This is a genomic window from Streptomyces sp. NPDC006512, from assembly GCF_040611935.1.
GTDB lineage: Bacteria > Actinomycetota > Actinomycetes > Streptomycetales > Streptomycetaceae > Streptomyces.
Window position 1 is genome coordinate 108,980 of the sequence record NZ_JBEXPG010000014.1, and the last position, 14,243, is coordinate 123,222.

A 14,243-nucleotide genomic window follows, 5' to 3' on the forward strand; every position below is an offset into this window, starting at 1 on the left:
GCCGCCGCGCAAGCGCATGGACCGGCCGGGACCGGTCAGGAGGGTGGAGGACGACGACGTGCACACAGTGGATGGAGGTACGACGATGAACTGGCGCGACGAAGCCGCCTGTCGATGGGAAGACCCCGACCTGTTCTTCCCGGTGGGCTCCAGCGGCCCGGCCCTGTTGCAGGTCGAGGAGGCCAAGGCGGTCTGCCACCGCTGCCCCGTCATGGCGGAGTGCCTTCGGTGGGCGCTCGAAGGGGGCCAGGACCTCGGCGTCTGCGGAGGCATGAGCGAAGAGGAACGACGGACCGTCAGGCGGCGCGAGGCCCGGGCCCGCGCCCGGGACACGCGCTGACCCGCGCCTCGCGCGGCTCTTCAGGACCGGTGATCGGAGTCCCGGTCCGACGGGTCGGTCAGTGAGACGGACGCGGTGATGCTCTTGCCGACGGTCTCCCGCTGGATGCGGAAGCTCTGGGCGGTGGCCATGACGATCTCCAGCCCGTGCCTGCCGACGCGGTAGGGGTCGGGCGGCGAGATCGACGGCAGGGAGGGATTGCTGTCCCACACGCTCACCTCGACGAGGCCGTCCCGGAGTTCGAGGCTGAGCAGGTAGGGGCCGGGGGCGTACTTGCGGGTGTTCGTCACCAGCTCGCTGACCACCAGCTCGACCAGGTCCGTGGCGGTTTCGGACACGGTGAGCCCGTGCGTGTGCCGCAGGTCGGCCAGGAACGACCGGGCCTGGTCACGGGCCTGGCCGATGGTCTCGGTGCCCTCGAACGCCGCGGAGACCGATACCGGGCGGCCCGCCCGCATCCGCTGGTACTCGCCCTCCGCTGCCTGGTTCATGTGGTCCGCCTTGCCTGCCGGGCGACTGCCCTGGGTGCCTGTGTCCCAACACCCTACGGAACCGGGCCGACAATCCCACCGTCCGAGTTCTTTCCGGGACCTCTTCTTCCGGGACCTCGTCGTCCCGGGGCCGCCCCCGGACGGGTCAGCGGTCCAAGAGCTCTTCGAGGAGTCCGTCGGCATCGAAGGTCTCGGACCCCGGCGCGGTGACGGCGTACGTCGCCTCCAGGAATCCGGTGACCGCCCGGACTCCGGCGAGGAGGACCGCGCCCCGCCCGTCAGGGAAGTCGCGCAGCCCGATGCGGAGGGCCTCGCCGCCATCCGTCCACTGCGGCCGGAAGGTGACCTCCCCCTCGCCCACCGGGCGGTGGAGGCCCTCGGCCAGCATCTGACGGTCGAAGCACCAGGACGGCAGTGCGGTGTCCTCGGCGAGGAATTCCACCCGCACCGCGTACGGGTCGACGCGGGCGTAGGAGAAGCGGGCGACGAGCGGAACGTCGCTCCCGAAGGCCGGCTGGAGACGGACAGCGACCAGGGCGGACACACACGACAGCAAACGGGCCTCCAGGGACGGGCTGCTCAGCCGCTGCTCGTGTGCCCCCGCCGCGGCGGAGCACGCTGCCCCATCCGGATGAATCACGCGGCCCGCACGGTGGCGCGAACGCCCCGCAGACCTCGGCCGAGTGTCGCGATCGACGGGCCGCCGGCCCGGGCAGGAGAATAGAATCGGCTCTCATGTCGAAGCCTGACGAACTGCTCGTGGACGTCGCCGCACTGGTGGAGTCCGGGCAAAGCAATCAGATGTCCCTGACCGTGGTCACCGGCGGTGCCGTCATCACCGGTCGCCTGGCTCCCGAAGCCGTGTGGCGGCAACGGGTGTCGGAGGTCCTCACGGATTCCGCCCGGCTGAGCGAGTTCTCCGCCATCTTCACCTCGACGGCACGCAAGGAGGGACCGCCCACGCACCTGCACTTCCACGTGGCGCGGATCCTTCAGGGAACCGTGGGGATCCCGGAGACCGGCGGGATGTACCGGGTCGCGATCGAGGGCGTCAGTGCCTGGACCATGGGCGACTTCAGCTACTCCGACTGACCCCTCACGACGGCCGGACCCGCCGGCACCGCGGTGCCGACGGGTCCGGACGGGGCTCGAGCGCCGACACCCGCCCGCCCGAACGTACGTAAGGACCCTTGCATGCGGACCGTCACCCTGAACAACGGCGTCGAGATGCCCGTCCTCGGCTTCGGCGTCTACCAGATCCCGCCCGAGCAGACCGAGCGGGCCGTCGGCGACGCCCTCGCCGCCGGATACCGCTCGCTCGACACCGCGGCCGCGTACGGCAACGAGGAGGCCGTGGGCCGGGCGATCAGGGCCAGCGGCATTCCGCGCGAGGAGCTGTTCGTCACCACCAAGCTGTGGGTCTCCGACACCGGCGAGGACAGGACCCGGCGCGCGTTCGAGACCTCCCTGCGCAAGCTCGGCCTCGACCACCTCGACCTGTACCTGATCCACCAGCCCTACGGTGACGTGTACGGATCCTGGCGCGCCATGGAAGCCCTGCACCGGCAGGGCCTCACCCGGGCCATCGGCGTCTCGAACTTCCACGGCGACCGGCTCGTGGACCTGATCGACCACAACGAGGTCACCCCGGCGGTCAACCAGGTCGAGACCCACCCCTTCCACCAGCGCACCGCCGATCAGGAGCTCATGCGCGGGCGCGGCGTGCAGATCGAGTCGTGGGGTCCCTTCGCCGAGGGCCGCAACGGCCTCTTCACCCACCCGGAGCTCGGCAAGATCGCCGCCGCGCACGGCAAGTCGGTGGCGCAGGTCGTACTGCGCTGGCTCGTTCAGCGGGACGTCGTCGTGATTCCGAAGTCGGTCCGGGCCGAGCGCATGGCGGAGAACCTCGACGTCTTCGACTTCGAGCTCACCGCCGACCAGATGACCGCCATCGCCACCCTGGACACCGGGGCGTCCGTGTTCTTCGACCACCGCGACCCGGCCATGGTCAGCCGCCTCGGCAACGCCACCCTCGACAGCTGATCCGCGCCGTCGGCCGGCTGCCGTCAGCGGGGGCCGTCCGGCGGCCGGTGGTGGCCGTCGAGGGGGACGGCCAGTCGGTCGGCCACGGCGGTGAGGGTCGCGCCCAGGGGCAGGGCGACCCGGGTGACGGCCTCGTGATCGCCGCGGGTCGGGTCCCGGTTGACGATCAGCACGGGCTTGCCGGTCCGGGCTGCCTGACGGACGAACCGGAGCCCGGACATCACCGTCAGGGAAGACCCCAGGACCAGCAGTGAGGTCGCCCGGCCCACCAGTTCGCGGCAGTGCGCGACCCGCTGCGGGGGAACGGCCTCGCCGAAGAACACCACGTCCGGTTTGAGGACGCCGCCGCACTCCGAGCAGGGCACGACGCGGAAGTCACCGACCTGGTCGTCGGTGAGGTCGGCGTCACCGTCGGGGTTCAGTCCGGCGGCCACCGGCCGGAAGCCTGCATTGGCCTCTTCGAGCCGCCGGGCGAGTTCACGGCGCGGGCTGGAAGCGCCGCAGGACAGACACACGACCCGGGCCAGGCTTCCGTGCAGTTCCACCACGCCCTCGCTCCCGGCGGCCTGGTGCAGGCCGTCGACGTTCTGGGTGATCACACCCGAGAGCAGGCCGTGCCGCCCGAACGCCGCCACGGCCCGGTGCCCGGTGTTGGGCCGGGCGCGGCCGAAGGTCCGCCAGCCGAGGTGACTGCGCGCCCAGTACCGGCGACGGGCCCGGGCGTCGGCGGTGAATTCCTGGTAGGTCATCGGGGTGTGCCGGCTCAGGCTGCCGCCCTTCCCCCGGTAGTCGGGGATGCCCGACTCCGTGGAGAGGCCCGCGCCGCTGAGCACCAGCACTCCTCCGGCCCGCAGCGCGTCGGCGACCGGCTCCGGATCCGTGCTGCCGGGCCGCAGGTCCTCGGTGGGCGTCCAGCTCAAGGTGGGGCGCATGCGCATGCCGCCAGCGTACGGAACGGCCGGGGCACCGGCGCAAGACCCCGCAACCCGGGCGGGCCGTGCCGAGCCGGTCCGCACCGGTGCCGCGCGGTGGATCCGACCCCGTGGTCGCGCCCCTGCGGTCAGGCGACGGGCTGCTTGATCACGAGGGAGATGATGGCCTCGTAGAGTCCCTCTCCGGGGTCGCCGGGCCGGGTCTGGGTGATCTCCAGCGGCAGGACCACCGACGCACCCGGGACGATGGAGTCCGCGAAGAGCTCGGCCGCGCTGAAGACCACCGCGGCGAGGGACAGCGCTCGGCCGCCCAGTTCCACGCCGAGCGGCAGGGCCTTGGAGGCGCCTCCGAGGGTGCGCAGCAAGGACGGCTCGTGGGCCAGCCGTACCGCGACGTCCCTGGAGGTGTCGGAGGCGAGGAGGCGGACGTGTTCCACGTGGGGACGCAGCCCCGAACCGGCCTGGAGCGTTACCTCGGTCACCTCCGGCAGCGGTTCCGCGCCGGGCCGTACCAGCGACAGGTCTCCACCGGACTCGGTGCGGATCTTGATGTGTGCTTCGCTCACGGCCGTCCCCCGAACCCGAAGGCGGGGGAACCGGTGACCGCGCGGGCCGCATGACCGGCGGGTGGGACGAACGTGATCTCGGTGCGCTTCTCGCGCCGGGTCCGCTCCAGCATGGGGCGTCAGCTCCTCGTCTCCAGGGGGCACGGGCCTCGCCATTCCTGCCCGCCGCGACGGCGGCGCAGCGGACGACTACGCCACTCGCGACGGCTACCACCCGCACGGACGTACCCGCCCGCCGCCGGGCCGGCCCGACTACGCGGTGTCGCGCCCCGGGCGGCCGCCGTCGTCCCCGGGCCGGGCCCGCTTCCCGCCGGGCCGGGGAGGCAGGTCCAGCATGGCGAGGAGCGAGGCCAGGTCGCCGGGGCCGGTGGTACGGGACGCGACCGCTTCGCGGGCCCGCTCGCGGGCGTCGGCGGTGCCGGGGCGGGTGTCCCGGCACCGCGGCCGGCCCGCGGTACCCGCTCCGTACCCGCCCTCCCGGCCGGAGCACGACTGCTGCTCGGCGGCGCCCGCGCAGCTCGCCGCGGCGCCGGAGGCACCTCGGCGCCGGGCACCGCGTCTCCGCACGGCGGCCAGGGTCTCCGTGAGGAGCCGCGGGCCGAGCGCGGCGGGCCGCGGCGGCGGGCCGGCGGACGGTCGTCGGTCGGTACGTCGGGGGTCTGTCATGGCGCCCGCCGTCAGTGGGAGCCGGTGAGGGCGGCGGTCATCGTCCTGGCGCGGCGGGCCGTCTTCGCCGCGACCGCCTCCGCGGGCCGGCGGACGGCCCGTACCGGGTGCCGGCGGTCGAACGCGTGCCGGGAGCGGTAGGCGAACGAGGGCCTGCCGTGGGTGTCCGCGGCGGCGATGAGGAGCCCTCCCACCGCGGAGAGGTCGGTCAGGAGGCGAGCGCGCTGCCGTGAGCGCTCATCCGGGTCCTCCACGGTCCAGAAGGCGTGTGCGGCCAGGGAGGCCGGCACCACCGTGGCGGCGAGGGTCAGGGCGGCGAGGCGCGGGGCGCGTCCCGTCGCGAGCAGCAGACCCGCGGCGGCCTGGACCGTGGCGTTGACGCGTACCAGTTGCCGCGGATCCCCGGCGAGGGCCGGGACGCGCCCGGCGGCGGCACGCAGGACGGGCCCGGCGGCCTCCGCGACGGCCTCGGGGCGGCGCAGGGTGCGCAGTCCGCCGGTGACGAACGGGGCGGCGAGCAGGGGGCGGGCGAGCTTTCGTAGGACAGCCATGTTCCGCTGCTGCCCAGAGCCGGCCCGTCCATCCGGTCCGGACCGGCACGTCTGCCCGAGGAGGTCCGCGGGGGGCCGGGTGTTCGGCGTCACTCGCGACGGGGTGCGGTGGAACGCGAGGAAGGCCGTACGGTCTCTGGGGGGCGGGGTCCGTGCCCCGGAGACGGGAGGCAGCATGGAGACGCCGCAGGTGAAGGTCTGCTCCGGGGCGGACGGCACGGTCGTGGTCGTCTGCTGCGGGGAGTTCGACCTGGACACGTCCGGTGTGCTGGCGGCCGCCTGCGCCCGGGAGGGGGCCGGGGCCGCGCTCGTGGTCGTCGACGTCGCGCGGGTGACCTTCGCCGACTCGGCCTTCCTCAACGTCCTGATCCGGCTGCGCAACTCCCGTCCGCTGGCGCTGGCGGGCCCGCTGCCGAACCAGCTGCGCCGGCTGCTGGAGATGACGGGAGCGCTGGCCCTGTTCGAGATCCGCGACGGCACGGGCCGGACCGGCTGACGGGGCCGCCGGCCCCGCTCCGGACCACGGAACACCGCCCCACCCGTCGCCGGGCCGGGGGAGGCCGGTGCACGGACGATCCCGCCGCCCGCCCGTGCGCTCCGTCGCGGCCGGGAGGGGAGAGGTCGTGGTTTAGCCTTTCCGAGGGATGCTCGACGCGTCGAGTACGGCCTGGTCAGACGGAGATGGGGCAGGAATGGTCAAGCCGGCGGATGCGGCGACGAACACAAGGGCTTCGGGGGCGGTGGGCGAGCAGCAGCTCCGCCAGCTCCTGGCCGGACTGACGTCCGTGCGCGATGGTGACTTCGGCACCCGCTTGCCCGACGAGGTCGACGGGCTGCTGGGGGAGATCGCCACCGTCTTCAACGGCATGGTCGACCAGCTCTCGCTGTTCACCTCGGAAGTGACCCGCGTCGCCCGGGAGGTCGGCACCGAGGGAACCCTGGGCGGTCAGGCCGTCGTACCGGGCGTGTCCGGGACGTGGGCCGACCTGACGGACTCCGTCAACGCCATGGCCGGCAACCTCACCACCCAGGTCCGGGACATCGCCCAGGTCGCCACCGCCGTCGCGCGCGGAGACCTGTCGCAGAAGATCGACGTGGCGGCCCGGGGCGAGATCCTGGAGCTGAAGGACACCGTCAACACGATGGTCGACCAGCTGTCCTCCTTCGCTGACGAAGTCACCCGCGTGGCACGCGAGGTCGGCAGCGAAGGACGGCTCGGCGGCCAGGCAGAGGTGCCCGGCGTGGCCGGCGTGTGGCGTGACCTGACCGACTCGGTGAACTTCATGGCCGGCAATCTGACCGACCAGGTCCGCAACATCGCGCAGGTGACCACCGCGGTCGCCAAGGGCGACCTGTCGCAGAAGATCGCCGTGGACGCCCGGGGCGAGATCCTGGAGCTGAAGAACACCATCAACACGATGGTCGACCAGCTTTCCGCGTTCGCCGACGAGGTCACGCGCATGGCCCGCGAGGTGGGTACGGACGGCCGGCTGGGCGGGCAGGCGGACGTCAAGGGGGTCTCCGGCACCTGGCGTGACCTGACCGACTCGGTGAACTTCATGGCCGGGAACCTCACCGCGCAGGTCCGTTCGATCGCGGAGGTCGCGACCGCGGTGGCGCAGGGCGACCTGTCGCAGAAGATCCGGGTCGACGCCCGGGGCGAGATCCTGGAACTGAAGACCACCATCAACACGATGGTCGACCAGCTCTCCGCGTTCGCCGACGAGGTCACGCGCGTCGCCCGCGAGGTGGGTACGGACGGCCGGCTGGGCGGGCAGGCGGACGTCAAGGGGGTCTCCGGCACCTGGCGTGACCTGACCGACTCGGTGAACTTCATGGCCGACAACCTCACCGCGCAGGTCCGTTCCATCGCGGAGGTGACCACCGCGGTGGCGCAGGGCGACCTGTCGCAGAAGATCCGCGTCGACGCCCGGGGCGAGATCCTGGAGCTGAAGGAGACCATCAACACGATGGTCGACCAGCTCTCCGCGTTCGCCGACGAGGTCACGCGCGTCGCCCGCGAGGTCGGTACCGAGGGCAACCTCGGGGGTCAGGCCACCGTCCGCGGGGTGTCCGGTACCTGGAAGGACCTGACGGACAACGTCAACGTGATGGCGTCCAACCTGACCGGACAGGTGCGCTCCATCGCCCAGGTGGCCACGGCCGTGGCCCGCGGTGACCTCTCGCAGAAGATCACGGTCGAGGCCAAGGGCGAGGTCGCGGCGCTGGCCGGCGTCATCAACACGATGGTCGACACCCTGTCCGCGTTCGCGGACGAGGTCACGCGCGTCGCGAGGGAGGTCGGTACCGAGGGCCGGCTCGGCGGCCAGGCCCGCGTCCCGAACGTCGCCGGGACCTGGAAGGACCTCACCGACAACGTCAACTCCATGGCGAACAACCTCACCGGTCAGGTCCGCAACATCGCCCTCGTCACCACGGCGGTCGCCAACGGCGACCTGTCGAAGAAGATCGACGTCGACGCCCGGGGCGAGATCCTGGAGCTGAAGACGACCATCAACACGATGGTCGACCAGCTGTCCTCCTTCGCCGCCGAGGTCACGCGCGTGGCCCGCGAGGTCGGCAGCGAGGGCCGCCTCGGCGGCCAGGCCGAGGTCGAAGGCGTCTCCGGTACCTGGAAGCGGCTGACCGAGAACGTCAACGAACTCGCCGGCAACCTGACCCGGCAGGTTCGCGCGATCGCCGAAGTGGCCAGCGCGGTCGCCGAGGGCGACCTCACCCGCTCGATCACCGTGGACGCCTCCGGCGAGGTCGCCGAGCTCAAGGACAACATCAACTCCATGGTCGGCTCGCTCCGCGAGACGACCCGCGCCAATCAGGTACAGGACTGGCTCAAGTCGAACCTGGCGCAGATCTCCGGCCTGATGCAGGGCCACCGCGACCTGGCGGTCGTCGCCGAACTCGTCATGGACGAACTGACCCCCCTGGTCGAAGCCAGCTACGGAGCCTTCTACCTCGCCGAGGAAACCGACGGGGAGACCTGGCTCACCCTGATCGGGTCCTTCGGCCGGCCCGCCGGCAGCCCGGCCGCCCGGCGGGTGCGCAGCGGCGAGACCCTGGTGGGCCAGGCGGCCCGCAGCCGGCGCATCCTCAGCACCGAGAACGTACCGCCCGGTTACCTGATCTCGTCCGGGCTGGGCGGCGCGGCTCCGGCCAACCTGATCGTCCTGCCCATCCTCGTCGAGGACCAGGTCCTCGGCGTGATCGAACTCGCCTCCTTCACGTCGTTCACGCCCGTGCACCGCGACTTCCTCGGCCGCCTGATGGAGACGGTCGGCGTCAACGTCAGCACCATCGTCGCCAACGCCCGCACCGACGAACTCCTCGGCGAGTCCCAGCGCCTCACCGGCGAGTTGCAGGCCCGCTCGGAACAGCTGCAGGTCCAGCAGGACGAGCTCCAGCGGTCCAACGCCGAACTGGAGGAGAAGGCCGCCCTCCTCGCCACGCAGAACCGGGACATCGAAACGAAGAACCTGGAGATCGAGCAGGCGCGCCAGGAACTGGAGGACCGGGCCCAGCAGTTGTCCCTGGCCTCGAAGTACAAGTCGGAATTCCTGGCCAACATGAGCCACGAACTGCGCACCCCGCTCAACAGCCTGCTGATCCTCGCCCAGCTGCTCTCCCAGAATCCCGGCCGCAACCTGACCCCGAAGCAGGTCGAATACGCCGGCATCATCCACTCCGCCGGCTCCGACCTCCTCCAGCTGATCAACGACATCCTCGACCTGTCGAAGGTCGAGGCGGGCAAGATGGACATCAACCCGGAGCGGGTGTCCCTCAAGAACCTCCTCGCCTACGTGGAAGCCTCCTTCCGCCCGCTGACCACCCAAAAGGGCCTCGAATTCGACATCGTGACCGCCCCGGGCGTGCCGGTGGACCTGCTCACCGATGACGCGAGGCTCCAGCAGATCCTGCGCAACCTGCTGTCCAACGCGGTGAAGTTCACCGAGAGCGGCCGGGTCCAGGTCCGGATCGAGCCGGCGCACGCCGCCGAGCTCCCCCCGGAACTGGAGCGCTCCGGATCGGTGGTGGCCTTCAAGGTCGCCGACACGGGCATCGGTATCGCCGAGGAGCAGCTGGAGGTGATCTTCGCCGCGTTCCAGCAGGCCGACGGCACGACCAGCCGCAAGTACGGAGGTACGGGCCTGGGCCTGTCCATCACCCGGGAGATCGCCCGGCTCCTCGGCGGCGCCGTCACGGCGACCAGCTCACCCGGCGTGGGGTCGACGTTCACGCTGTACCTGCCCGTCTCGCGGGACACCGACGTACCCGAGCAGAACGCGGGGGCCCCCGCGGAGGTGAGCCCGCCCGGATCCGTCGAGGACTCCGCGGCCGACGCCGCCGGCGCGGGCCCGGCCGGGGACGAACGTCACCCCCGTCGGCTCCTGGTGATCGAGGAACGCCCCCACGGGCTCCTCAGTCTCGTCGCCGAGAGCGCCGCTTCGGACCTGACCGCCGGACGGCCCGCCGTCGACGCGGCCGAGCGGGTCGAGGTCATGACGGCCGTGACCGCGACGGAAGCGGCCACGATGCTCGCCCAGACACCCTTCCACTGCGTGGTCCTCGAACTGGGCGCCGGCGATGAAGCCCTGACCTTCCTCAGGGCTCTCGCCGGAGACACGGCCCTGGCCTCCCTGCCGGTCCTCGCCCACGACAACCGGCGCATGACGGGAGAGCTTCAGGACGAGGTCGCCCGGCACGCGACGGGACAGCGCCTGGAAGTACTCGCCAGCCTGGACGAACTGCGCGAACGGATCACCCTGCACCTGTCGGTCGACCGGCTGCGCGACGTCCTTCCCCTCGTGCGGTCCGCGGGCGGCCCGCTCCCGTCGGACCACGCCCGGGTCGACGCCAGCCTCGCGGACAAGTCCGTCCTGGTCGTCGACGACGACCCGCGCAACCTGTACGCCATCAGCGGCATCCTCGAACTCCACGGCATGCGCGTCCTGCACGCCGAGAACGGCCGCAAGGGCATCGAATCCCTGACGAGCACCCCCGGCATCGACCTGATCCTGATGGACGTCATGATGCCCGAACTCGACGGCTACGCCGCGACGGCGGAGATCCGGCGGATGCCCCAGTACGCCGACCTGCCCATCATCTCGGTCACCGCCAAGGCCATGCCGGGCGACCGGGACAAGAGCATCGCCGCCGGATCGAGCGACTACATCACCAAGCCCGTCGACGCGAACGACCTCGTCGACCGGCTCCGCCAGTGGCTCCTGCCCCAGGACGCCCCGGGAGCCCCCCGTGCCTGACTCTGCCGAGGTGGGCCGGCTGGCCGCCACCGTCGAGCGGCTGCGCCAAGAGGCCCTGGAGGCCCAGGAAGCCGCCGACGGGCGCGCCCTCGTCGAACTCGCCAAGGGCGTCCTCGTGGGACGCCTGGGGTGCGGCCCCGGCGAGGCCTCCCGGCAGTTGGCCAAGCTGGCGGAACGGGCGAACGTGACCGTCCTCGCCCTGGCGGTGGACATCATCAACCAGGCCTCCCGCGACCACGTCAGCGAGGCCGCACAGCTGTTCCTCAAGGCCGCCGACGGAGAACCCGCCGCCGACGGCGACACGGCACCGGCCATTCGGCTGAGGGCCGCGGAAAGCCGCGTGCTCGCGGCCACCGACGCGCAAGCCGTCGCCGCCGCCCTGCTGGACAACGCGCTCCGAGCCCTGGGCGCCCAGGCCGTCGCGATCTGGTCGGTGGCACCGGACTCCTCGCTCGCGCTCGTCGGCCAGGCCGGATTCACCGCACAGGACGCCGACCGCTGGCGCCACGTCCCGCCGGAAGTGGCCACCTGCGCACGGCTGGCACTGACCAGGCGGGAACTCACGGTCGTGGACTGCCTCGCCGACTCGGGCATCCCCACCATAGGAAGGCGGCACCACCCCAACGGCGGGCGCGTCATGGTCCCCGCCGGGACCGGCGGACGCATCATCGGCGTACTGGAAGCGAGCTGGCCGGAATCAGCGCCGCCGCGCCAGCCCCGGATCCTGCGCCAGCTGGAAGCCCTCGCCGAACTGTGCGCCCACACCCTGGAAGAGGGTTCCCCCGCCCCCGCACCCCTCGCTCCCGGTGCACCGGACCTCGCGGGCATCGCGGAACTCGCCGACCTGGCCGACCAGTTGTACGACCCCGTCCTGGTCCTCGCGCCCCGCCTCGACTCCGCCGGACGGCTGGCCGACTTCCACATCCACCACACCAACCACCGGTTCGTCGACCCCGCCGGACGCCCCCGCTCCATGGTCACCGGTACGCACTTCCTGGAGGCCTACCCCGCGGCCGCGGAGGACGACGGACTCTTCTCGAAGCTGGAACGCGTGTACGCCACCGGCGAGCCCTGCCAGGCACCGCGCACCACCTTGACGGCCGTCGTCGACGAGGTCCCGCTCACCTCCGTCGCCGACGTGAGCATCACCCGGCACGGCACGGCCCTCCTCCTGATCTGGAAGATCGAGGACGAGACCGCGCGACTCGCCAGCCTCCTCCAGCACGCACAGCGCCTGGGCCGGGTCGGCGGCTTCGAGCAGAACGTCAACACCGGCGAAATCAGCTGGAACGGCCAGCTCTACGCCCTGTTCGGCCTGCCGGCGACGGCCTCCCCGATTCCCCTGGAGGAACTGGCCGGCCACGCCCACCCCCACGACGTCAACTCGATCGGGCGGTTCCTGCGCACCCTGCTGCACACGCTCCGGGAGTCCTCCGTGGACTTCCGCCTCAAGCGCGCCGACGGCATCATCCGCCACATCCGCATGGTGGCGGAACCGGTCCTGGACCAGCACGGACGCCTGTACTCCGTCCGAGGAGCCTGCCAGGACGTCTCGTCACAGCACTGGACCGAGGTCGCGCTGGCGGCCACCCGCGACCAGCTCGCCGACAGCGAGGCCGAATCCGCGGACCGCACCAAGCTCGCCCTTCAGCTCCAGCACGCGATCATGCCTCCCGCACCCGCCCCGCTGGAGGTCCCCGGCATCCGCATCGCCGTGCGCTACCGCCCGGCCGAAACCCAGTCCCTCGTCGGCGGCGACTGGTACGACTCCGTCGTCCTGCCCGACCACAAGATCCTCCTCAGCGTCGGGGACGTCGCCGGGCACGGCATCCACGCCGCGACCGGCATGGTCGTCCTGCGCAACGCCCTGCGGGGGCTCGCCGTCACCGGCGCCGGCCCCGCCCAGCTGCTCTCCTGGCTGAACAGGGTCGCCCACCACCTCACCGGCCAGCTCACCGCGACCGCCGTGTGCGGAATCTACGACCCGGCCACCCGCACCCTGCGCTGGGCCCGCGCCGGCCACCTGCCGCCCGTCCTGGTACGCGGCGACCACGCCCTGGCCTTCCCCCTGACCCCGGGACTCCTGCTCGGAGCCCTACCCGACGTGGAGTTCACGGAAGAGGAGGTGCAGCTGGAGCGGGAGGACATCCTCCTCATGTACACCGACGGCCTCGTCGAACGCCGGGACGTCTCCGTGACGGACACGCTGGCGCAGCTCCTCGCCGTGGCCTCGCGGTCCGGGGGCTCACTGGAGAAGCGCCTCGACAACCTGCTGACCTACAGCGCTTCCGACACCGATGACGACACCTGCCTCATCGGGGTGCAGGTGCGCTGACCCGCCCGGGCCCGTCGGGCGACAGGGACTCCCGGAACACCCGTGCGGAGCGCGGGTTCTGGGCGCACTGCCACACACCGTGCGGGCAGTAGTCGGTGATGCTGTGGTACAGCGGCTCGTGCTCGGCGATCCACGCCAGCATGCGCCGCATGTAACCGGGGTTGTCGCCGTTGCGGAACAGCCCCCATTCGGGATACGAGATCCGCTTGCCGTGCGCCTTCGCGAAGTCGACCTGCCGCTGGAGTCCGTAGGGCTGCGTGACGTACTCGTCGAAGGTACGGCCCGGCGGCTGGTCGTAGCTGTCCATGCCGATGACGTCGACCACGTCGTCGCCGGGGTAGCACCGGGTCCAGGCGATCGCGTCACCGCCGCGGTTCGGGGCGAAGTCGAAACGGAAGCGCTGCCCCTCGACCGAGCGCATGGCGGCCACGATGCGCCGCCAGTACCTCTTCCAGTTCTCCGGGTCCGGCCGGCACCGGTGGGTGTAGTCGAAGCCGTTCATCTCCCAGCCCAGCACGATGACCGTGTCCGGCACCCCGAGGCCGACGAGCCGCCGGGCCAGCCGCTGGAAGTGGTGGTCGTACTCGCCCCGGGCGCCGGAGCGCAGCAGCTCGGCGACCCGGCCGTCGGGGACCCCGGCCTCGTTGTGCTCCAGCATGGGCACGTTCAGGACGAAGAGCCGATCGGCCCGCGCCTTGCGCCACCGTGCCCAGCTGCGCAGGGAATCGGGTGCGCCCTCGATGTTCGACCAGGTGTCGCCGGGCAGGTAGGTGTGCCCGGCGCGCAGCTCGGCGCCCCCGAGCCATTGCGAGAGCTTCTGCATCCTTTCGACCCCGGGCGAGCCGTAGTGGAGATAGGCGCCCACGGCGACCTCGCCCGCGACGTCACCGCGGGGACCTTCTCGCGGCGGTGCCGTGACGGCGCCCCCGGTGACGAGCAGGCCGGCGGCGACCGTACTGGTGCAGGCGCCCACCAGCCAGCGGCTCCGACGGGACATGGTGCCTCCACAAGATCCGCGGACCGATGTGTCTGGCAGTGACGTT

Annotated in this window: 13 protein-coding genes; 6 read left to right on the forward strand and 7 right to left on the reverse strand. The window is 71.9% G+C overall.

Translation table 11 applies throughout. From position 1 onward, the window contains the following. The first annotated feature begins 85 nt into the window (after positions 1 to 85). Positions 86 to 340, forward strand: a complete 255-nt coding sequence (locus ABZZ17_RS13065) for a WhiB family transcriptional regulator (RefSeq protein WP_356875148.1) — start codon at positions 86 to 88, stop codon at positions 338 to 340. Between the two features lie 20 nt (positions 341 to 360). Here the strand turns inward: ABZZ17_RS13065 and ABZZ17_RS13070 are convergent, their stop codons facing one another. Then, complete coding sequence (locus ABZZ17_RS13070) at positions 361 to 831, reverse strand: ATP-binding protein (RefSeq protein ID WP_356875150.1); 471 nt, start codon at positions 829 to 831, stop codon at positions 361 to 363. 145 nt (positions 832 to 976) lie between these two features. After that, the gene (locus ABZZ17_RS13075) at positions 977 to 1,375 is read right to left on the reverse strand and encodes an SsgA family sporulation/cell division regulator (RefSeq protein WP_356875152.1); all 399 of its coding nucleotides are present in this window, start codon (positions 1,373 to 1,375) and stop codon (positions 977 to 979) included. Between the two features lie 191 nt (positions 1,376 to 1,566). Here ABZZ17_RS13075 and ABZZ17_RS13080 point away from each other — a divergent pair, with 191 nt between their 5' ends. Beyond that, complete coding sequence (locus ABZZ17_RS13080; protein WP_356875154.1) at positions 1,567 to 1,923, forward strand: hypothetical protein; 357 nt, start codon at positions 1,567 to 1,569, stop codon at positions 1,921 to 1,923. Between the two features lie 102 nt (positions 1,924 to 2,025). Next, entirely contained in the window at positions 2,026 to 2,874 is an 849-nt protein-coding gene (locus tag ABZZ17_RS13085; protein WP_356875156.1) for an aldo/keto reductase, read from the forward strand. Positions 2,875 to 2,897: 23 nt separating this feature from the next. Here ABZZ17_RS13085 and ABZZ17_RS13090 read toward each other — a convergent pair whose 3' ends face one another. The 4 genes from ABZZ17_RS13090 to ABZZ17_RS13105 all read right to left on the reverse strand — a co-directional run bounded on the left by ABZZ17_RS13090 (position 2,898) and on the right by ABZZ17_RS13105 (position 5,589). Then, entirely contained in the window at positions 2,898 to 3,812 is a 915-nt protein-coding gene (locus ABZZ17_RS13090; protein ID WP_356875158.1) for an NAD-dependent protein deacetylase, read from the reverse strand. 122 nt (positions 3,813 to 3,934) lie between these two features. After that, entirely contained in the window at positions 3,935 to 4,372 is a 438-nt protein-coding gene (locus ABZZ17_RS13095) for a CS1 type fimbrial major subunit (RefSeq protein ID WP_356875161.1), read from the reverse strand. 252 nt (positions 4,373 to 4,624) lie between these two features. Beyond that, positions 4,625 to 5,038 carry a hypothetical protein gene (locus ABZZ17_RS13100; protein ID WP_356875163.1) on the reverse strand — a complete coding sequence of 138 codons (414 nt, stop codon included), beginning with the start codon at positions 5,036 to 5,038 and terminating at the stop codon, positions 4,625 to 4,627. 11 nt (positions 5,039 to 5,049) lie between these two features. Beyond that, on the reverse strand, positions 5,050 to 5,589 hold the full coding sequence (locus tag ABZZ17_RS13105; RefSeq protein ID WP_356875165.1) for a DoxX family protein: 540 nt from the start codon (positions 5,587 to 5,589) through the stop codon (positions 5,050 to 5,052). Between the two features lie 175 nt (positions 5,590 to 5,764). Here ABZZ17_RS13105 and ABZZ17_RS13110 point away from each other — a divergent pair, with 175 nt between their 5' ends. The 3 genes from ABZZ17_RS13110 to ABZZ17_RS13120 all read left to right on the forward strand — a co-directional run bounded on the left by ABZZ17_RS13110 (position 5,765) and on the right by ABZZ17_RS13120 (position 13,200). Continuing rightward, the gene (locus tag ABZZ17_RS13110; RefSeq protein WP_356875167.1) at positions 5,765 to 6,085 is read left to right on the forward strand and encodes an STAS domain-containing protein; all 321 of its coding nucleotides are present in this window, start codon (positions 5,765 to 5,767) and stop codon (positions 6,083 to 6,085) included. Positions 6,086 to 6,329: 244 nt separating this feature from the next. Next, a complete protein-coding gene (locus tag ABZZ17_RS13115; protein ID WP_356875169.1) occupies positions 6,330 to 10,865 on the forward strand; it encodes a HAMP domain-containing protein in 4,536 nt (1,511 codons plus the stop codon). Continuing rightward, positions 10,858 to 13,200, forward strand: a complete 2,343-nt coding sequence (locus ABZZ17_RS13120) for a SpoIIE family protein phosphatase (protein ID WP_356875171.1) — start codon at positions 10,858 to 10,860, stop codon at positions 13,198 to 13,200. Before ABZZ17_RS13115 ends, ABZZ17_RS13120 begins: the two co-directional genes overlap by 8 nt. Here ABZZ17_RS13120 and ABZZ17_RS13125 read toward each other — a convergent pair. After that, entirely contained in the window at positions 13,178 to 14,197 is a 1,020-nt protein-coding gene (locus tag ABZZ17_RS13125) for a glycosyl hydrolase (RefSeq protein ID WP_356875173.1), read from the reverse strand. The two genes, ABZZ17_RS13120 and ABZZ17_RS13125, sit on opposite strands and share 23 nt — an antisense overlap. Positions 14,198 to 14,243: the final 46 nt, after the last annotated feature.